Source organism: Paraburkholderia bengalensis (genome assembly GCF_037126505.1).
Taxonomy (GTDB): Bacteria; Pseudomonadota; Gammaproteobacteria; order Burkholderiales; family Burkholderiaceae; genus Paraburkholderia; species Paraburkholderia bengalensis.
The window spans coordinates 14,086-33,644 of sequence record NZ_JACFYJ010000031.1 but is presented as its reverse complement, the minus strand read 5'-3'; the positions used below and the strand labels follow the sequence as shown (position 1 = coordinate 33,644).

16 protein-coding genes and 1 pseudogene are annotated in these 19,559 nt (G+C 63.7%); 4 read left to right on the top strand and 13 right to left on the bottom strand.

All coding sequences use genetic code 11. The features are described 5' to 3' along the window. Positions 1-25: 25 nt before the first annotated feature. From leuS to H3V53_RS19405, 5 genes and pseudogenes are all read right to left on the bottom strand, one after another. Positions 26-2,620 (bottom strand): leucine--tRNA ligase, encoded by a 2,595-nt coding sequence (gene leuS, locus H3V53_RS19425; protein ID WP_336599361.1) that lies wholly within the window; start codon positions 2,618-2,620, stop codon positions 26-28. Between the two features lie 275 nt (positions 2,621-2,895). Then, positions 2,896-3,357: an ExbD/TolR family protein gene (locus H3V53_RS19420; RefSeq protein WP_336599360.1), complete on the bottom strand. Its 462-nt coding sequence runs from the start codon at positions 3,355-3,357 to the stop codon at positions 2,896-2,898. A 31-nt stretch (positions 3,358-3,388) separates the two neighbouring features. Then, positions 3,389-4,117, bottom strand: a complete 729-nt coding sequence (locus H3V53_RS19415; protein ID WP_336599359.1) for a MotA/TolQ/ExbB proton channel family protein — start codon at positions 4,115-4,117, stop codon at positions 3,389-3,391. A 63-nt stretch (positions 4,118-4,180) separates the two neighbouring features. Beyond that, the gene (gene dapB / locus H3V53_RS19410; RefSeq protein WP_336599358.1) at positions 4,181-4,978 is read right to left on the bottom strand and encodes a 4-hydroxy-tetrahydrodipicolinate reductase; all 798 of its coding nucleotides are present in this window, start codon (positions 4,976-4,978) and stop codon (positions 4,181-4,183) included. Between the two features lie 171 nt (positions 4,979-5,149). Further along, positions 5,150-6,012, bottom strand: a pseudogene (locus H3V53_RS19405) (outer membrane protein assembly factor BamE). A gap of 150 nt (positions 6,013-6,162) precedes the next feature. On the opposite strand from H3V53_RS19405, the gene fur reads away from it, so the two are divergent. After that, on the top strand, positions 6,163-6,591 hold the full coding sequence (gene fur / locus H3V53_RS19400; RefSeq protein ID WP_054918912.1) for a ferric iron uptake transcriptional regulator: 429 nt from the start codon (positions 6,163-6,165) through the stop codon (positions 6,589-6,591). 115 nt (positions 6,592-6,706) lie between these two features. Here the strand turns inward: fur and H3V53_RS19395 are convergent, their stop codons facing one another. The 3 genes from H3V53_RS19395 to H3V53_RS19385 all read right to left on the bottom strand — a co-directional run bounded on the left by H3V53_RS19395 (position 6,707) and on the right by H3V53_RS19385 (position 9,678). Beyond that, positions 6,707-7,219 carry an ureidoglycolate lyase gene (locus H3V53_RS19395; RefSeq protein ID WP_336599357.1) on the bottom strand — a complete coding sequence of 171 codons (513 nt, stop codon included), beginning with the start codon at positions 7,217-7,219 and terminating at the stop codon, positions 6,707-6,709. Between the two features lie 18 nt (positions 7,220-7,237). After that, positions 7,238-8,248: an allantoicase gene (gene alc / locus H3V53_RS19390; protein WP_336599356.1), complete on the bottom strand. Its 1,011-nt coding sequence runs from the start codon at positions 8,246-8,248 to the stop codon at positions 7,238-7,240. 101 nt (positions 8,249-8,349) lie between these two features. Next, entirely contained in the window at positions 8,350-9,678 is a 1,329-nt protein-coding gene (locus H3V53_RS19385; protein ID WP_054918906.1) for a C4-dicarboxylate transporter DctA, read from the bottom strand. A gap of 240 nt (positions 9,679-9,918) precedes the next feature. Between H3V53_RS19385 and H3V53_RS19380 the strand changes: the two genes are divergently transcribed. Then, positions 9,919-10,611 carry an FCD domain-containing protein gene (locus H3V53_RS19380; protein ID WP_054918903.1) on the top strand — a complete coding sequence of 231 codons (693 nt, stop codon included), beginning with the start codon at positions 9,919-9,921 and terminating at the stop codon, positions 10,609-10,611. Positions 10,612-10,702: 91 nt separating this feature from the next. Here H3V53_RS19380 and gap read toward each other — a convergent pair whose 3' ends face one another. After that, entirely contained in the window at positions 10,703-11,713 is a 1,011-nt protein-coding gene (gene gap, locus H3V53_RS19375) for a type I glyceraldehyde-3-phosphate dehydrogenase (RefSeq protein ID WP_012401972.1), read from the bottom strand. Between the two features lie 113 nt (positions 11,714-11,826). Continuing rightward, the gene (tkt, locus tag H3V53_RS19370; protein WP_336599355.1) at positions 11,827-13,845 is read right to left on the bottom strand and encodes a transketolase; all 2,019 of its coding nucleotides are present in this window, start codon (positions 13,843-13,845) and stop codon (positions 11,827-11,829) included. 494 nt (positions 13,846-14,339) lie between these two features. Between tkt and H3V53_RS19365 the strand changes: the two genes are divergently transcribed. Both H3V53_RS19365 and H3V53_RS19360 read left to right on the top strand, forming a co-directional pair. After that, on the top strand, positions 14,340-14,753 hold the full coding sequence (locus H3V53_RS19365; RefSeq protein ID WP_336599354.1) for a VOC family protein: 414 nt from the start codon (positions 14,340-14,342) through the stop codon (positions 14,751-14,753). Between the two features lie 19 nt (positions 14,754-14,772). After that, positions 14,773-15,513, top strand: a complete 741-nt coding sequence (locus H3V53_RS19360; RefSeq protein ID WP_336599389.1) for a 16S rRNA (uracil(1498)-N(3))-methyltransferase — start codon at positions 14,773-14,775, stop codon at positions 15,511-15,513. Between the two features lie 154 nt (positions 15,514-15,667). On the opposite strand, the gene H3V53_RS19355 is transcribed toward H3V53_RS19360, so the two are convergent. From H3V53_RS19355 to H3V53_RS19345, 3 genes are all read right to left on the bottom strand, one after another. Beyond that, a complete protein-coding gene (locus H3V53_RS19355) occupies positions 15,668-16,228 on the bottom strand; it encodes a barstar family protein (RefSeq protein ID WP_336599353.1) in 561 nt (186 codons plus the stop codon). Positions 16,229-16,244: 16 nt separating this feature from the next. Continuing rightward, on the bottom strand, positions 16,245-16,649 hold the full coding sequence (locus tag H3V53_RS19350) for a ribonuclease (protein ID WP_336599352.1): 405 nt from the start codon (positions 16,647-16,649) through the stop codon (positions 16,245-16,247). A gap of 378 nt (positions 16,650-17,027) precedes the next feature. Then, on the bottom strand, positions 17,028-19,322 hold the full coding sequence (locus tag H3V53_RS19345) for an NADP-dependent malic enzyme (RefSeq protein WP_336599351.1): 2,295 nt from the start codon (positions 19,320-19,322) through the stop codon (positions 17,028-17,030). Positions 19,323-19,559: the final 237 nt, after the last annotated feature.

Sequence of the window (19,559 nt, the reverse complement as noted above, 5' to 3'; positions counted from 1 at the left end):
TCGCAGTTAGCGCCGGTCACGTCCGTCAGACGACCACGTTCACGAGACGGCCCGGCACGACGATCACCTTCTTCGCCGGCTTGCCTTCGCTGAACTTCGCGAACATCTCGTGTGCGAGCGCGACGGCCTCGATCGCTTCGCGCGATGCGTCCTTCGCGACCGTCACGGCGCCGCGCACCTTGCCATTCACCTGCAGCACGAGTTCGATCTCGCTTTGCTCGAGCGCCTTCTCGTCGACCTTCGGCCACGGCGCGTCGAGCAGCCCGCCGAACTCGTCTGCATAGCCGAGTTCCTGCCACAGCTGGAACGTGATGTGCGGCACGACGGGGTACAGCACGCGCAGCAGCACGCCGTATGTTTCGCGCAGCACGGCCTGGCTCGCGCCCTTCGCGCTCTCGATCGCGTTGAGCATCTTCATCGCCGCCGACACGACCGTGTTGTACTGCAGACGCTGGTAGTCGAAATCGGCCTGCTTCAGCACGCTGTAGATTTCGCGACGCAGGGTCTTGTCGGCGTCGGCGAGCGTCGCGGCGTCGAACGTGGCGCGCTGCGACAGCGCGGCTTCGTTCGCCTGGCCGTACGCCCACACGCGACGCAGGAAGCGGCTCGCGCCCTCGACGCCCGCGCCCGACCATTCGAGCTGCTGCTCGGGCGGCGCCGCGAACATCGTGAAAAGACGCGCGGTATCGGCGCCGTACTGGTCGATCAGCACCTGCGGATCGACGCCGTTGTTCTTCGACTTCGACATCTTCTCCACGCCGCCCAGCTCGACGGGCTGGCCGTCGGCATGGAGCGTCGCGCCGACGGGGCGGCCCTTGTCGTCGTGCGTGACGGTCACATCGGCCGGGTTGTACCAGGTCTTCTTGCCCGCTTCGTTTTCGCGGTAATACGTTTCGTTGAGCACCATGCCCTGCGTGAGCAGGTTCTTCGCCGGCTCGCCGAACTTCACGATGCCCAGATCGCGGCAAACCTTCGCCCAGAAACGCGAGTACAGCAGGTGAAGAATGGCGTGCTCGATGCCGCCGATGTACTGGTCCATCGGCATCCAGTAATCGGTGCGCTCGTCGACCATCGTCTTCGCGTCGGGTGCCGCGTAGCGATAGAAGTACCAGGACGAATCGACGAACGTGTCCATCGTGTCCGTTTCGCGCTTCGCGGGCGCGCCGCACGTCGGGCACGTGCAGTTCAGGAACGCCTCGGACTTCGCGAGCGGATTGCCCGTGCCGTCCGGCACGAGGTCTTCGGGCAGCACGACGGGCAGATCCTTCTCCGGCACGGGCACGTCTCCGCACGACGGGCAGTGGATGATCGGGATCGGCGTGCCCCAGTAACGCTGGCGCGAAATGCCCCAATCGCGCAGACGCCACGTGACCTGCTTGTCGCCGAGTCCGAGCGCTTTCAGGTCGGCCGCGATCGCATCGACGGCTTGCGCGTACTTCAGTCCGTTGTACTTGCCGCTATTGATCAGGACGCCGCTTTCCTTGTCGCCGTACCACTCCTGCCATGCGTCCGTCGAGAACGTCTTGCCTTCGACGGCCACCACCTGCTTCACGGGAATACCGTACTTCTTCACGAACGCGAAGTCGCGCTCGTCGTGCGCGGGCACGCCCATCACGGCGCCTTCGCCGTAGCTCATCAGCACGTAGTTGCCGATCCAGACCTCGACCTTCTCCTGCGTCAGCGGATGCTTGACGAAAAAGCCCGTGGCCATGCCCTTCTTTTCCATCGTCGCCATGTCGGCTTCGGCGACGCCGCCGTGCTTGCATTCGTCGATGAACGCCTGCAGTTCCGGACGGCCTTGCGCGAGACGCGTCGCGAGCGGGTGCTCGGCGGCGATAGCGCAGAAAGTGACGCCCATGATCGTGTCGGCGCGGGTGGTGAACACGCGCAGCAGCTTCTGTTCGCCGTCCAGTTCGTACGGAAAGCCGAAGGTCACGCCAAAGCTCTTGCCGATCCAGTTCTGCTGCATGGTCTTGACGCGCTCCGGCCAGCCGAGGCCGTCGAGATCGTTCAGCAGTTCATCGGCATACTGCGTGATGCGCATGTAGTACATCGGGATTTCGCGCTTTTCGACCAGCGCGCCCGAACGCCAGCCGCGTCCGTCGATCACCTGCTCGTTCGCGAGCACGGTTTGATCGACGGGATCCCAGTTCACCGTGCCCGTCTTCTTGTACGCGACGCCCTTTTCCAGCATCTTCAGGAAGATCCACTGGTTCCACTTGTAGTAGTCGGGCGAGCAGGTGGCGACTTCGCGCGACCAGTCGATGGCAAGACCCATCGACTGCATCTGCTTCTTCATGTACGCGATGTTGTCGTAGGTCCACTTTGCGGGCGGCACGTTGTTGGCCATCGCGGCGTTTTCGGCGGGCATGCCGAACGCGTCCCAGCCCATCGGCATCAGCGTGTTGTAGCCGTTCATCCGCAGATAGCGGTACATCACGTCGTTGATCGTGTAGTTGCGTACGTGCCCCATGTGCAGCTTGCCCGACGGATACGGCAGCATCGAAACGCAATAGAACTTGGGCTTGTCGGCCTTTTCCGTCGTTTTGTACGCGTCGGTGGCGCGCCATTGTCCTTGCGCGGCGGATTCGACGTCGGAGGGAACGTATTTTTCGTGCATGGTGTGATGGGATCGCTGTTCGGTGCCTGCCGCTGGTCGGTGCGTCGGCACCGGCACGGTGTGCTGCGTGATGAAATTTGGATCGTTTCCCCTGTCGTCAAGGGGAAAGGGCTGATTATACCGTTCGGCCGGGCTCGCGCCGCGCGCGATCCGGGTGTGTCGCGCGTTTTGCGCGCCGATTGGGCGCGACTCCGTGCTGAAGCGGGCGGTTGGCCCGTCGTGCTGTTGCTTGTCGCGGCTTGCTACCGCTGTGCCGCCGGTTGCAGCTTCTCGACCTATCGCGCCGTCGAGGCCGGCTGCTGCTGCCCCGCTTTCGCGTTGTCAGCTGGCGGCTCCGTCACGAAACCGATCCGTTCGAGCCCCGCCTGCTGCGCCGCGCCCATCACCTGGGCGATCACTTCGTAGCGCGTCGAGCGCTCGGCGCGCAGGTGGATTTCCGGCTGCTCCTGCTGCTTGCCCGCGTCGTTGAAGCGCGCGCGCATCTCGTCGAGCGTGATGGGCTTGTCGTTCCAGTAAATCCTGCCCGCGCCGTCGATCGACAGCGTGACGGTGTTTGGCGTCTCGCGCGCCTCGGCGGCCGCGACGCGCGGCAGATCCAGCCGGATCGCGTGCGTGAACAGCGGCGCCGTGATGATGAAAATGACCAGCAGCACGAGCATCACGTCGATCAGCGGCGTCATGTTGATGTCCGCCATCGGCGCGGCTGTCTTGTGCCGGTCGAGTCCGCCGAATGCCATGTGATCGCCTCCCGTTGCCTGCTACAACTGCTTAGACCTGCGTGCGGGCGGGGGCGCGCTCGCTGGGGTGCGCGGCGTGCGCGTTCCCGGCGACGTCGCCCGCCGGCGCGCAGACGTACGCATGCAGATCGTGCGCGAAGCCGTCGAGTTCTTCCGACAACTGCCGCACCATCCGCCCGAGCACGTTGTACGCGAGCACCGCGGGAATCGCGACGACGAGGCCGAAGGCCGTCATGATCAGCGCCTCGCCCACTGGCCCCGCGACGTTCTCTATCATCGCCTGCCCGCTCTGCGCGATGCTGCCGAGCGCGTGATAGATGCCCCACACGGTGCCGAACAGGCCGACGAACGGCGCCGTGCTGCCCACCGACGCCAGCAGCACCTGGCCGAACTCCAGCCGCCGCTGCGAGCGGTGCAGCGCCTGACGCAGCGCCCGCAACACCCGCTCGCTGCGCTCGACGCGCGCGAGCAGCACGCCCGGGGCCTCGACTTCCGACGCCTGCAGCGCCGCTTCCGCCAACGGAGAAAAGATGTGCTCCCGATCCGCGAGACGCAGCGCCGCGACGCCGTCGGCGAGCGTCGGCGCCTGCCAGAAGCGCGCGATCGCGCGCGGCCCTTGCCGCTTCGCGCGGCTCAGCATCCAGCTTTTGACGATCAGGAAACACCAGCTCGCCACCGACATCGCCAGCAGCACGTACGCGACGCCATGCGTGATGGCGTCGCTGGTTTGCAGGTAGTGGAGGATGCCCGTGTTTGCCATCGGATTTCGCTGTTCGCCGCAGCCGCCCGGCCGCGACGGATGAGAACAGGCCAGGAGCCGGGCTTAGCGCAAGCCCAGCACGTCCTGCATGTCGAACAGGCCGTTTGCGTGGCCTTCGAGGAAGCGCACCGCGCGCAGCGCGCCTTGCGCGTACGACAGACGGCTTGCCGACTTGTGCGTGATCTCGATGCGCTCGCCGATTCCCGCAAACAGCACCGTGTGATCGCCGACGATATCGCCGCCGCGAATCGCCGAAAAACCGATGGTGGACGGATCACGCTCGCCCGTCACGCCTTCGCGTGCATAGACGGCGCAATCTTCGAGCTTGCGGCCGAGCGCGCCCGCGATCACTTCGCCCATGGTCAGTGCCGTGCCCGACGGCGCGTCGACCTTATGCCGATGATGCGCCTCGATGATCTCGATGTCGTAGCCCTGCGAGAAGTGCTTCGCGGCGAATTCGAGCAGCTTCATGGTCACGTTCACGCCGACGCTGAAGTTCGACGCGAGCACGATGCCCGTTTTTTCCGACGCGGCGCGAATTTGCGCCTTTTGCGCGTCGTCGAAACCCGTCGTCCCGATCACGAGCTTCGTGTTCGTGCGCAGCGCGGCTTCGATGTGCGCGAGCGTGCCTTCGGGTCGCGTGAAATCGATCAGATAGTCGGATTGCGCGAGGACGGCATCGATATCGTCCGAAACCGGCACGCGCGTCTCTTTGCCCAGAAACGCTCCGGCATCCTGACCGAGTTGCGGCGTGCCCGCGCGGTCGAGCGCGCCCGACAACGTTGCATCGGGATCATTGAGGACGGTTTCGATGAGCATCCGGCCCATGCGGCCCGACGCGCCGGCGATGGCAATTTTCATGGGTAGTCCAGCAATCAGCGCCGAAAACATCGCGCCGTAAGACAGCGCGACGATTGGCGGCAAAAGATACGGAGCGAGCAACACGCGAAAACGGAGCAACATCGCGGCGCATCGCGGCAAAAAGCACGACGGGCGGACAAGCCGCCCGTCACGCTAGTAGGGACAACGGAATCAGCCGCCCGTTCCCGTGCCCGTTTGCGAAGAAGACTGCGACGACTGCACGGGCGCGTCTTTCGACTTGCCGTTGTTGCTTTCCGGACCCGTCGGGCCGACCGGGTTCTCGCTCGGCACGCCTTGGATCTGCGGCGGCGGCGGACGCGTGAAGCGGAACTGCGGCTTGCCCGGCTCCGTCGAGTTCTGCGGCACGCCGCCGTTGGACGGCGGCGTATTCGCGCGCACCGACGGCGTCGTGCCCGGCGCCGGCGCCTGCACGGCGTTGGTCAGACGGTTCGCGGCCTGCGCGGCCTGCGCGTTCGGATCGACGATGGGCAGACTGCCCGCCTGTGAGGCGTCCGAGGTTGCCGAGCGGACTGTGTCGAGCGTCGCCGCGGGCGCCGCTGCAGGCGCCGATGCGGCCGCCACGGGCGCGCTCGCCGCACCTGCGGCGCTCGCGCCTGCGGTGCGACGGAAACCTTCTTGCCCGTACGATCGCCGTCGATATCGGCGAGCAGTTCGAGGTTGGACGGCAGATCGTCGCCGCCCGACCAGCTCGCGACGCGATCGCCGGCAAAATTCACGATGAAGTCACGCTGCTGGACGATCGACGTCGAGCCGCGCTTGAAATAGAACACGTAGTCCCAGCGATCCGCGTGGAACATGTCCGACAGAAGCGGCGTGCCAAGCACCTGCTTGACCTGCGCGCGCGACATGCCGACCTGCATCTGCGCAGCCATTTCCTTCGACACGAAGTTGCCCTGAACCACGGTAATGCGGTACGGCGTAATGCTTTGGGCGAAGCGCTGCGTCAGGCTGTCATACGTGGAACACCCAGCAAGAAGCGCTACGGCCGCAGCGACGATCAAGGTACCCCGCATGCGGCTCCCCCGGTTGATCAACAGAGCTTTTGGAATCATTTCCCTCACCGTGCGGGCTTCCCGAGCCGCGCGACTTTCCGTGTAAGATGACCTGAACAGCAATTCACATTACTATTAGAACCCTGCATTGTACTCTAGGGATCCCTTGCCATGACCAATCCAACCGATCTGAAAAATATCGGACTCAAGGCGACCCTACCGCGCCTCAAGATTCTGGAAATCTTTCAGCACAGCCCGGTGCGCCATCTGACGGCCGAAGACGTCTACCGCAATCTGCTGCATGAAGAGCTGGATATCGGCCTCGCCACGGTGTATCGCGTGCTCACGCAGTTCGAGCAGGCTGGTCTGCTGTCGCGCAGTAACTTCGAGTCGGGTAAAGCCGTTTTTGAACTGAACGAAGGCACGCACCACGACCATCTGGTGTGTATCGACTGCGGTCTGGTGGAAGAATTTTTCGACCCCGAAATCGAGAACCGCCAGCAGGCAATTGCGAAAGAACGCGGCTTCAAGCTGCAGGAACACGCGCTCGCGCTGTACGGCGCCTGCACGAAGGAAAATTGCCCGCATCGCAAGCATTGATGGAGTCTTGCGCCACGTCGCGTTGAGCGGCCCCCGCAGGTCGAACGCAGAAAGGCCCGGTCGGTTTGCCCACCGGGCCTTTTGCTTTCGTCTGCTTACCGATTCGAAAACACCCTTAAACGGCGAGTGTTTCGAACGATTCACGCGTCAGACGCCACGTCTGCGGCAACGCTACTTCATCGCAATTCGGGCCTTCGCCGCCACGGTCGACGACGAGAAAATCGCTGACGCGCCCGAGCGCCAGCAGCGGATGATGCCAGACGCCCTTCGCGTAGTTAACACCCTGCCAGCCATGCGCCGAAAACGCGCGCAGCTTCGCCGGGTCGAGTTCGCCGGCCGGCGCGACGACGATCAGATACGGCGCGTCCGATAGCGGCACGAACGCCTGGCTGCCCAGCGGATGCCGCTCCATCATCGCGATGTCGATCGGCCATGCACGCGGCTGCGCGCGAAACACGTTGATCAGCGCCCGGCCGCCCTGCGTGCTCACGTCCACGTTGGCGAGGTCGTGAAAGCGCTCGGTCGTGCCTTCGTTGATGGGATAGTGGCGCGCGCCCTCCAGTTCGATCACGTCGCCGAACGGTGCGAACGCTGCTCGCGTCAGGCGCTCGATGCGCAGTGTGTTCATGGCCGTCTCCGCCGAACGTTATTCGAGCTCGCCCCACAGACGCAGCCGCGACACGCCGCCGTCCGGATAGATGTTCAGACGCACGTGCGTGACGGGACCGAGCGCCGCCAGTTCCGCGCTGAACGTATGCACGTTGTCCATCTGCAGCTTCTGCTCGGGCAGCAGCACGGGCCAGAACATGGCCTGCGTGACGAGCGATTCATCGGTGCCGCCCGTGACGGATGCCGCCTGCAGCGAACAGCGGTCGGGGAAATTGCCCTTGAAGTGCGCCGTGTCCACTTCGACCTTGCGAATCACGCCCGGCCGCGCGAGCGCGACGATCGCCCAGTCGTTGCCCGGCTCCCGACGGCGGCGCGTCTCCCAGCCGTCGCCCATGTTGACGCCGCGCCCCGGCATCAGCATTTGCGATGCGGGTCCGAAATGCTGGTTGTTCGCCGCGACGAGATACGCGCCGTTTTCGATAGCGGCCAGATCGACGAGGCTGCCGCGCTCGACACGCTCCCAGTCGCGCTTGGGCTGCCCGTAGACACGCAGCCGCGCGAGCCCGCCGTCCGGATACAGGTTCACGCGCAGATGCGTGAAGGCGCGCGTGTCGCCCACTTCGACATAGTGATGCTGATTGCCCTGCAGCGTGGTCGCGGGGACGATGGTTTGCCAGTCGGCGTTATCGGCGGGAACGTCGTCGTTCGAATAGCAGGCCTCGATCGAGGCCGCCGGCGGGAAATTCCCCGTGAAGTGGCTCGTATCGAGATCGACACCATGCACGATGCCCGGCCGCGCCAGCCGCACGACGCAGTAGTCGTGGCCCGTCGTGCGCTTGCGGCGCGTCTCCCAGCCGTCCATCCACTTGCCGTGATCGTCGTATTTGCCGGGAATGAAGACGGCCGGCTGCGGGTCGAGCATGCGTTCCTTCGGCGCGAAGAATTCGTCGCTGGCGAAGAGTGCCTTCGCGCCCAGCCGCGGGTCGGCGAGATTCATGTAGCGGCGCGTGAAGGCGGGTGCGTTCGGATCGAGTATCGGATTGGCCATGATCGGTTCGGTGTTCAGTCGGGTGAGGTGATGAGTGGCGGCGGACCTTGCGAGCCCGCCGCCGTTGCCATTGGTGGTCGGTCAGATGGCGGAAAGCGGTGTCAGACAGCGTGCGCCGGGTTCACGGGGCCCGCTTCGTCGTCGAGATCGGTGCGGGTCGGCACGAAGCGGTATTCGCTGTCGAGGTTCAGCACGCGGCGGGCGCGCGCCTTGTCGATGTCGTTCTCCCACACGCCGACCACGACCGTCGCGACGCAGTTGCCGATCAGGTTGGTCAGCGCGCGGGCGATGCCGACAAACCAGTCGACGGGCAGGATCAGCACGAGGCCGAGCACGGGAATCGCGGGAATCGCGGAAAGCGTCGCGGCGAGAATCACGATGGCCGAGCCGGGAATGCCGTGCGCGCCCTTCGACGTGATCAGCGACACCAGCACGACGACGATCAGATCGTGCGTCGACAGCGGCGTGTTCGTGGCCTGCGCGATAAAGATCACGGCGAGCGTCAGATAGATCGAGAAGCCGTCAAGGTTGAACGAATAGCCCGTCGGAATCACGAGGCCGACAGTCGAATCCTTCACACCCATCCATTCGAGCTTGCGCATGATCTGCGGCAGCACGGCGTCCGACGAAGCCGTGCCGAGCACGATCGACAGCTCTTCGCGCAGATAGCGGATCAGCTTGAAGATGCTGAAACCGGCAAGCCGCATCACGATGCCCAGCACGACGGCGACGAACACGATGCAGCTCGCGTAGAACACGATGACGAGCATGCCGAGCTGCTTGAGCGACGCGACGCCGTACGTGCCCGTGGTGAACGCAATCGCGCCCAGCACGCCGAGGGGCGCGAGCTTGATGATGAAGCTCATCACGCGGAAGAACACCTGCGCGAGTTCGTCGATCAGACTGTTGACGAGCTTCGCGCGCGGCCCGAGCAGCGACAGCGCGGAACCGACCAGTACGGAGAACACGAGAATCTGCAGGATGTCGCCCTTCGCGAACGCGTCGATGGCTGTGTCGGGAATGATCTTCAGCAGGAAGCCCGCCGTGTCCTTCAGGCTCTTCGCGTGCTCGGTGTAGGTGGCGAGCGAGCCGGCGTCGAGCGAATGAATATCGATGTTCATGCCGACGCCCGGGCGCGTCACGTACGCGAGCACGGCGCCGATCACGAGCGCGATCGTCGTCATGATCTCGAAGTAGACGACGGCTTTCAGGCCGACGCGCCCCACTTTCTTCAGATCGCCCGCGTGCGCCATGCCGCTGACGACGACGCAAAACACGATCGGTCCGATCACCATCTTGATCAGCTTCAGAAAGCCGTCGCCCAGCGGACGCAGCGACTGCGCGAAATGCGGAAACAGCGCGCCGATCACGATGCCCGCCACGAGAGCGATCACCACCCGGCCAAACAGCGAATTGAAGAACTTCAACACGGCTTTCTCCCGATCAGGAATTGAATCTTGCACCACCTGTTCATACTGGTCCGACCAGTACTGTTATGGCGAATAGTAGGAAGCCGATATAGTGAGGTCAAGGATTGGTGGGACGGTGTTTACCCGACGCGGTCTGACCGGCCTTGTCGCACGGAAAATGTATGTGCGCGGCGATTTGGACGAGACGGCCAAAGCGGATTTACAATACTGGTCAGACCGCTCTGAACCGCCGCCGAGATCATGAAAAACGTTCCGCACACCGTCACCGACGCCGCGATTGCGATCATTCGCGAGCGGATCGAGGGCGGCGCTTATCCCGTCGGCAGCCTGTTGCCCGCGCAGCGCCAGTTGTCGGAAGAGCTCGACATCAGCCGCGCGTCGCTGCGCGAGGCGCTATCGACGCTCGAAGCGCTCGGCATGCTGACAATCCGCCCGGGCAAGGGCGTGTACGTGCAATCGACCAAGGCATCGACGGCGCATCCGTGGCGTTTTGCGGATCAGTCGTCGCTGCCCGATACGTATCAGATGCGTTTCGCGCTGGAAGGATTCGTCGCACGGATGGCGGCGCTCGCCATCGGCGACGACGACGTCGAATGGTTCGAGGACAACATTGCGGCGCTGCAAACGGCGCTCACCCATGGCGACCTCGACGAGGCCGCGCAACTGGACTTCGACTTTCACATGCGGATCGTGGCGATCGCGGGCAACGCCGCCATCGAGTCGATCTTGCGCAGCAGCGCGGACATCATGAAGGAAAGCCAGCGGATGCCGTTTTATCGGCGTGAACTGGTGCTGTCCACGTACCACGAGCACCGGCTGATTCTCGATGCGCTCAAGGCGCGAGATCCGCACGCGGCCGGCAAGGCCATCGAGAAGCACATCGCGAACGCGGCGCAGCGCGCAGGCGTGTATTTCCCGACGCCGCACGCCTGATACAAGCCCGTTTACGAAGCTGAGCCGCGCATAAAAAAAGCCGCTCTGAAGAGCGGCTTTTTTGCGTTCTTGAACTCGGCTGGCGGAATGCTTACTTCGCGTTGGCGAACGCGACGGCCGTATCCAGCATGCGGTTCGAGAAGCCCCACTCGTTGTCGTACCAGCTCGACACCTTGACCAGACGGCCCGACACCTTGGTCAGGGTCGCGTCGAACGTCGACGAAGCCGGGTTGTGGTTGAAGTCGATCGACACCAGCGGCGCCGAGTTGTAGCCGAGGATGCCCTTCAGCGCGCCTTCCGATGCTTCCTTCATGATCGCGTTGACTTCATCGACGGTCGTGTCGCGCTTGGCGATGAACGACAGATCGACGATCGACACGTTGATGGTCGGGACGCGGATCGCGTAGCCGTCCAGCTTGCCGTTCAGTTCCGGCAGCACCAGGCCGACAGCCGACGCAGCGCCCGTCTTGGTCGGGATCTGGCTGTGCGTGGCCGAGCGCGCGCGGCGCAGGTCTTCGTGGTAGACGTCCGTCAGCACCTGGTCGTTCGTGTACGCGTGGATCGTGGTCATCAGACCCGTTTCCAGGCCGATCTTGTCGTTCAGCGGCTTGACGAGCGGCGCGAGGCAGTTCGTCGTGCACGATGCGTTCGAGATGACCGTGTGCTCGGCCTTCAGCACGTTGTGGTTCACGCCGTAGACGATCGTCGCGTCGACGTCCTTGCCGCCCGGCGCCGAGATGATCACTTTCTTCGCGCCGCCCTTGATGTGCGCGCTCGCCTTTTCCTTCGTCGTGAAGAAGCCCGTGCACTCCATCACGACGTCGACGCCCAGCTCGCCCCACGGCAGTTCAGCCGGGTTGCGGTTAGCCAGCACGCGGATCTTGTCGCCGTTGACGATCAGGTTCTCGCCGTCGACGCTCACTTCGCCCGGGAACTTGCCGTGCGCCGTGTCGTACTGCGTCAGGTGCGCGTTGGTCTTGGCATCGCCCAGGTCGTTGATCGCGACGATCTCGAGGTCATGCTTCTTGCCGTTTTCATAGAAGGCACGCAGCGTGTTGCGGCCGATCCGGCCATAGCCGTTGATTGCGACGCGAATCGTCATGTTTATCTCCTGATGACTGAAAAAATGCTTGCTTGATGCTTCGGCGGTTCGATGCGGAGTCGTCGTGCGCATGCTGCCTGCCAGCGCCTGCGCACGACGCGCGTTTGCCCTGATTAGCCGAGCGCGGCCTTCGCCGTCTCGACAACCTTCTCGACGGTGAAGCCGAAATACTTGAACAGCGCACCTGCCGGGGCCGACTCGCCGAACACGTCGATGCCCACGACGCCGCCTTCCAGACCCACGTACTTGCGCCAGAAATCCGTCACGCCCGCTTCGATCGCGACACGGCGCACGCCATGCGGCAGCACGCGTTCGCGGTATTCGGCGTCCTGCTTGTCGAAGGCCGTGGTGGACGGCATCGACACGACGCGCGCCGCAATGCCTTCGCGCGCGAGCGCTTCAACCGACTTCATCGCCAGTTCGACTTCCGAACCCGTCGCGATCAGGATGATTTTGCGCGCGGGAATGTCGTCGTTCCAGTCTTTCAGCACGTAGCCGCCCTTCGCGATGTTCGCGATCTGCTGCTCCGTGCGCGGATTGAACGCGAGATTCTGGCGGCTGAAGATCAGGCACGACGGGCCATGATGCTCGACAGCCTGGGTCCACGCGACGGCCGTTTCGACGGTATCCGCCGGACGCCACACCTGCATGTGCGGAATCAGACGCAGGCTCGCGACATGTTCGATCGACTGGTGCGTCGGACCGTCTTCGCCGAGACCGATCGAATCGTGCGTGAACACGAAAATGGACGGCGACTTCATCAGCGCGGCGACACGCAGCGCGTTGCGGCTGTAGTCCGAGAACGTCAGGAACGTGCCGCCGAACGCCTTGTGGCCGCCGTGCACCGCGAGGCCGTTGATGGCCGCGCTCATGCCGAATTCCCGCACGCCGTAGTTGACGTAGTTGCCCGCCGCGCCCTGCTCGCCTACGCGCACGTACTTCGCCGCCTTCCAGTTGGTCAGGTTCGAGCCCGTCAGGTCGGCCGAGCCGCCGAGCAGTTCGGGCAGGACGGCTGCGAGCCCTTCGATGGTTTGCTGCGAGGCCTTGCGCGTGGCGATGGTTTCGGCGCGCTCGTTCGCGGCGGCGATGATCGCCTGCGCCTTCTCCGCCCAATCTGCGGGCAGCTTGTTGTCCATGCGGCGCGCGAAATCGGCCGCTTCCTGCGGGTATTTCGCCTGATAAGCGGCGAACGCGTCGTTCCATGCGCCTTCGAACTTCGCGCCCGACTCCTTCGCGTCCCACGCTGCGTAGACTTCTTCCGGAATCACGAACGGCGGATAGTGCCAGCCGAGCTTCTCGCGCACAGCGGCAACTTCCTTCTCGCCGAGCGCCGCGCCGTGCACGTCGTGCGTGCCCGCCTTGTTCGGCGAGCCTTCGCCGATCACCGTCTTGCAGCAGATCAGCGTGGGCTTGTCCGATTGCTTGGCTTTCTTGATGGCGGCGTCGACGGCGTCGACGTCATGGCCGATCACGCCCGGAATCACGTTCCAGCCGTACGCTTCGAAGCGCTTGGGCGTGTCGTCGTGGAACCAGTGCACCACCTCGCCGTCGATCGAAATGCCGTTGTCGTCGTAGAACGCGATCAGCTTGTTCAGCTTCAGCACGCCCGCGAGCGAGCAGGCTTCGTGCGAAATGCCTTCCATCAGGCAGCCGTCGCCGACGAACACGTACGTGTGGTGATCGACGATCTTCGCGTCCGGCTTGTTGAATTCGTTTGCGAGCAGCGACTCGGCGAGCGCCATGCCGACCGCGTTCGCCAGACCCTGGCCAAGCGGGCCCGTCGTGGTTTCGACGCCCGGCGTGATGCCGTACTCGGGGTGACCCGGCGTCTTCGAGTGCAGCTGACGGAAGTTCTTCAGCTCTTCCATCGGCAGGTCATAGCCCGTCAGATGCAGCAGCGAATACAGCAGCATCGAGCCGTGACCGTTGGACAGCACGAAGCGGTCGCGGTCGGCCCAGTGCGGATTTCTCGGGTTGTGACGCAGGTGCCGCGACCACAGTGCAACGCCGATCTCGGCCATGCCCATCGGCATGCCGGGGTGACCGGAATTCGCTTGTTGAACGGCATCCATGGACAGCGCGCGGATCGCGTTGGCCATCAGGGAGGTGGGGGCGGGAGACGAGGTCGTCATGTCGATTCCGGAGAATGGTCCAAAAAGCGGAAGGCGCCGTTGGGGGTCCGGGAGCCCGGCGGCCGATCTGCTCCGGCGCACGGTGCGGCGCCGGGAGACGCGAGGCGGGCAGAGCAAACGGACAGGGCTGCAAAGCGGGATATTCTAACAGATAGCCGCGCTCGCTTTCGGCCATAGGACGGGCGTTCCCGAGCGATCGGGCGTGCATCGACGCGCCTTCGCGCCGCCCGTGCGAAAGCGCAAACACTTGATGAATCGCGCGATTTTCGTGCCGCCACGTTGCCGAAATCCGCCGCCGCGCCACGCCTGGAAATGTCGCCCGGGGCTTGATTGTTCGCCATTCATCGCGTATCAGACGATAAACTAAGCCGATTCTTAAAGCGTTCGCTTTGAGACTGCTGCAAAATTCATCGCTTCTCCGGCAGGGGCCGCCATCACGGCGAAAACCGGCCGAGGGCGATGGCGCCAACGACCCACTGCTACAGGAGAGTCCGATGACTGCCCCACGCCCAGCCGGCGTCCCGTGGCTGACGCCGTATCTGACGGTTCGCGATGCGCATACGTCCATCGCCTTCTTCGAAGCGGCGTTCGGTTTTCATGTCCGGGACAGCGTGCATGACGACGGCGCCGTGATGCATGTCGAAATGACCTATCAGGATCAGTTGATCGTGATGTTCGCCCCTGAGGGCGCGTTCGGCTCGACGGCAAAAACGCCGAAAAGCGCGGGCACGACGGCACCTCAATCGTTTTATCTGTATGTCGACGACGTCGACGCCGTTTATGCGCGGGCCGTCGCGGCCGGCGCCAGGTCGCTGAGCGAGCCGCAAGATCAGTTCTGGGGAGATCGTTTCGCCCAGATCGAAGATCCCGACGGCTATCGCTGGGCGCTAGCCTGCCATCTGTCTTGAGTGAATGAGAACTTCCCTTATGCCTCGCTTTTTCGTCGGCACCCCGTTCCGAACCGACGACATCGTTTCCCTGCCGGACGAAGTCAACCGGCACGTCCGCGTCCTGCGTCTGCAACCCGGCGACACAGTGAGCCTTTTCAACGGCAATGGCGGCGAATTCGGCGCTGAAATAGTCGAGATGGACCGACACGGCACCCTTGTGCGGATCGGCGATTTTCGCGATGTCGAGGCGGAGCCGCCGTATCAGCTGACGCTCGCACAAGGGATCGCCGGCAGCGACAAGATGGACTGGCTGATCGAAAAGGCGACGGAACTCGGCGCGTCCGAGTTCGTGCCGCTCACGACCACACGGAGCGTGGTGCGCCTTGCCGGCGAACGCGCGCAGCGACGCCAGGTGCACTGGCAGCGGATCGTGCAGGCGTCGTGCGAGCAATGCGGGCGCAACCGCCTGCCCGAAGTGATGCCGACGCGCGAACTGGCGACGTGGCTCGGCTCGATGCCAAAAGATCCCGTGGACGGCGAATTGCGGCTGCTGCTATCGCCGCGCGCAAGCGTGCCGTTCTCGGCGCTGCCCGCTAACCCGCCCAAGGTGCGCGCGCTGGTGCTGGTCGGCCCTGAAGGCGGCTTTTCGGCTGCCGAAGAAGCTGCCGCCTCGAGCCACGGCTTCATGGCCGTGGGACTTGGCCCGCGCGTGCTGCGCACGGAAACGGCGGGAATCGCGGTGCTGTCCGCGCTGGCCGCGCGCTGGGGCGGCTGGTAAGCGACAGCGGATCGACAGCGCGGCCTGGGCGCAGAAGCGTTCCGCCCGGGCCTCCAAATGAGAAAGGCCCGCCAGAAGGCGGGCCTTTCTCATTTCGGTGCGAATCAGACGACGTCAGCTTACTGCGACGAACGCGTCGTCATCTGCATACAACTCACGCGAAGGAGTAGAAAACCCGGAACGCGACCTTGCGCTCCGCCCAGAACTCGGCCGCCTCGCGGAATACGTCGAGCAGCGTTTCGCGCGCTTCCTTGTCGAACTTGATGGCAATTGGCAATGCTTCGAGCACGATCACGAAACCCGGCTGGGCGCCCGCCTTGTGGACCAGATCGGTCAGCGAGTCGTAGAGCGCGTCGTAGTTCTTGCCAAAGTGCTTCGGAAACAGGAACGACGTCGCAATCGTCTCCATGACTTCCTGCTTGGACTGCGCATTGCCGACATAGGCATAAAGAAAATGCTGACCAAGCCGGTTCGCCTCGTCGGCGAGATCCTGTACGCGAAACGCGCGGATCGATTGCACGATGTTCGGTCGTACGGTCTGGAAAAGACTCATGCGCTCCTCTTCCGATGAAAGGCCCGTACTGGCTTCGTTCTGGTCGTCACGGGCCTGGCCGGCATCGCGCATCTGCATGACGCGCTGAAACAGATTGCCGTCGCCGGCCGCGAAAAGATCCGTCGCGACTTTCGAGTCGTGCGCGTAGATGTTGTCGCTCATGCCGATTATCCCGATGTCATTCAATGATGCGATTGAAACTGGTGTAGTGGTCGTCTGAGTAATAACAGTTGTCGGTCCGCCTGAGCGGCCCTCCACAGACAATGCGGCGGGCGCCGCGATCACGGGCGCCTGGCGTGGGAACGGTGTATTCGTGGTAATAGCCGCGCCGGTGCGAAGGCAGCAACCGCTCACGATTGCCGAATACGACGCCGTCCTTTTCATACGGGTAAGGCCCGCCGGCTGCAATCAAGTTCAATGTCTTGACGGCCTCCGGCGGCAATTGCGCCAGCGCAACGGTGCCGCCGACCTGTTCCTGCTGAGCCTGTCTGGCCAATGCGCCGGTGGACACGCCGCCGCCGGCGAGACCGCCGGCCATCAAGGCGGCGATCAGCACGCCGTCGCGAAGCCACCTGCGTGCCATGAATCAGAATTCCCGCTGTTGACTAACGAGTTTGACGACCATGAAAGACGTAAGGGTATCGCTAATGTCTTTTGGAATCAATGTTCTTTAGTCAGACGAAAGACCGGCCGGGGCGAAATTGCCCGGCTGCCGACATCGGTTTTGACGAATTTCAACGCAGGCGTTATCTCGAGCGAGATAGACTTACCTTCAGGCAGATGTTGGGACGGCTTTCATGCCTCGTCGTCCGGACGGTCCGCGTGCTGCGGGCGCTGTCACACGTCGGCCTTTTGCAGGATGGCCTCATTCCCGGCCATCATCTGGAAGCGTGCCCATTGCGGGCACGCTTTTTTTTTGCCCGCGCTGGCGAAATCGCCAGCAACGGGAGAATGCGCGGAGTTAACGCGCCGCGTTCACATCGGCGACGAGCAGCGCCGTCATGTTGACGATCCGGCGAACCGTCGCCGACGGGGTCAGCACATGCACCGGCTTGGCCGCGCCCAGCAGGATCGGCCCAATCGCGATGTTGTTGCCGGCCGCCGTCTTCAGCAGGTTGTACGAGATGTTCGCGGCGTCGATGTTCGGCAGCACCAGCAGGTTCGCGTCGCCCTCCAGCGTCGACTCGGCCAGGATTTCCTTGCGCAGGTTGGCGTCGAGCGCGAGGTCGCCGTGCATCTCGCCGTCCACCTGCAGATGCGGCGCGCGTTCCTGCAAGATAGCCAGCACATCGCGCATTTTCTGCGCAGAAGGGGCATTGCTGGTACCGAAGTTCGAGTGCGACAGGAGCGCGATCTTCGGCTCGATACCGAAGCGGCGCACTTCTTCGGCCGCCATGATCGCGATCTCGGCCAACTCTTCCGCGCTCGGATCGACATTCACGTGCGTGTCGACGAGGAAAATCTGCCGGCCGGGCAGCACCAGCGCGTTCATCGCGGCGTAGACCTTCGCGCCGTCCTTCTTGCCAATCACCTGATCGATGAAGTGCAGGTGACGATGCGTCGTGCTTACCGTGCCGCAGATCATGCCGTCAGCGTGGCCCTTCGTGACGAGCATCGAGCCGATCAGCGTCGTGCGGCGACGCATTTCCAGCTTCGCCATCTGCTCGGTGAAGCCTTTGCGGCACATCATCTTGTGATACGTCTGCCAGAAATCGCGATAGCGCTCGTCGTGGTCCGTGTTGACGATCGTGTAGTCCTGGCCGTTCACGAGCCGCAGGCCGTACTTCGCGATGCGCTGCTCGATCACGGCCGGTCGGCCGATCAGGATCGGCTTCGCGAGCTTTTCGTCGACGACGATCTGCACCGCGCGCAGCACGCGCTCTTCCTCGCCCTCCGCGAACACGATGCGCTTCTTCTCCGGCTCGACGCCGCGCGCCAGCTGGAAGATCGGCTTCATCGTGGTGCCGCTGTGATAGACGAACTGCTGCAGATGCTGCTTGTACGCCTCCATGTCCTCGATCGGACGCGTCGCGACGCCCGAATCCATCGCCGCCTGCGCAACGGCGGGCGCGATCTGGACGATCAGGCGAGGATCGAACGGCTTCGGGATCAAATATTCCGGACCGAACGACAGATCCTGAATCCCGTAAGCGGTCGCGACAATGTCAGACTGTTCCTGGCGGGCAAGCTCAGCAATCGCGTTGACTGCGGCAATTTCCATTTCCTTCGTAATCACCGTCGCGCCGACGTCGAGCGCGCCGCGGAAGATGAACGGGAAGCACAGAACGTTGTTGACCTGATTCGGATAGTCGGTGCGGCCTGTGGCGAGCACGGCGTCCGGGCGCACTTCGAGCGCCAGTTCCGGCAGGATTTCGGGCGTCGGATTGGCGAGCGCGAGGATCAGCGGCTTGTCGGCCATCTGCTTGACCATCTCCTGCTTCAGCACGCCGCCTGCCGACAAACCGAGGAACACGTCCGCGCCGCTCATCACTTCCGACAGCGTGCGCGCGTCCGTTTCGCGCGCGAAGCGCTCCTTGTCCGGGTCCATCAGTTCCGTGCGGCCCTTGTAGACCACGCCCGCCAGGTCGGTCACGAAGATGTTTTCGAGCGGCAGGCCGAGATCGACGAGCAGGTTCAGACAGGCCAGCGACGCCGCGCCCGCGCCCGACGCAACCAGCTTGACTTCCTTGATGCTCTTGCCGACCACCTTTAGGCCGTTGGTCACCGCCGCCGCGACGACGATGGCCGTGCCGTGCTGGTCGTCGTGGAAGACGGGAATCTTCATGCGCTTGCGGCATTCGCGCTCGACGATGAAGCAGTCGGGTGCCTTGATATCTTCGAGGTTGATGCCGCCGAAAGTCGGCTCCAGCGCGGCGATCACCTCGACCAGCTTGTGCGGGTCGGTCTCGTTCAGCTCGATGTCGAACACGTCGATGCCGGCGAACTTCTTGAACAGCACGGCCTTGCCTTCCATGACGGGCTTGGACGCGAGCGGCCCGATGTTGCCGAGGCCGAGCACGGCCGTCCCGTTCGACACGACGCCGACCAGGTTGCTGCGCGCCGTGAAGCGGGCGGCGTTCAACGGGTTCTCGACGATCGCCTCGCACGCGAACGCGACGCCCGGCGAGTACGCCAGCGCGAGGTCGCGCTGGTTGATCATCTGCTTGGTGGGCGCGATCGCGATCTTCCCGGGGGTCGGGAATTCGTGATAATCGAGAGCGGCTTCGCGGAGTTTGGTATTGACGGGAGTCGACATAAGCGGACTTGGAAGTGCGGATTAGAATAGATGTTCGATCGCATTGTAGCGCCAATCCCAAAAGTCGAACCCTGCAATCCGGGTGCAGCTGCCGCGACTGAAAGCGCGTGAAAGGCAGGCACACAGCATGGTCCCGACCGATGCCGCGACTACAATGCACGCGTTTGACGTCGTGTTCGCGCCTGTTCCCGCTTGTTCCACGGCTTGTTACACGATCTGTTACACGGTTTGTCATGC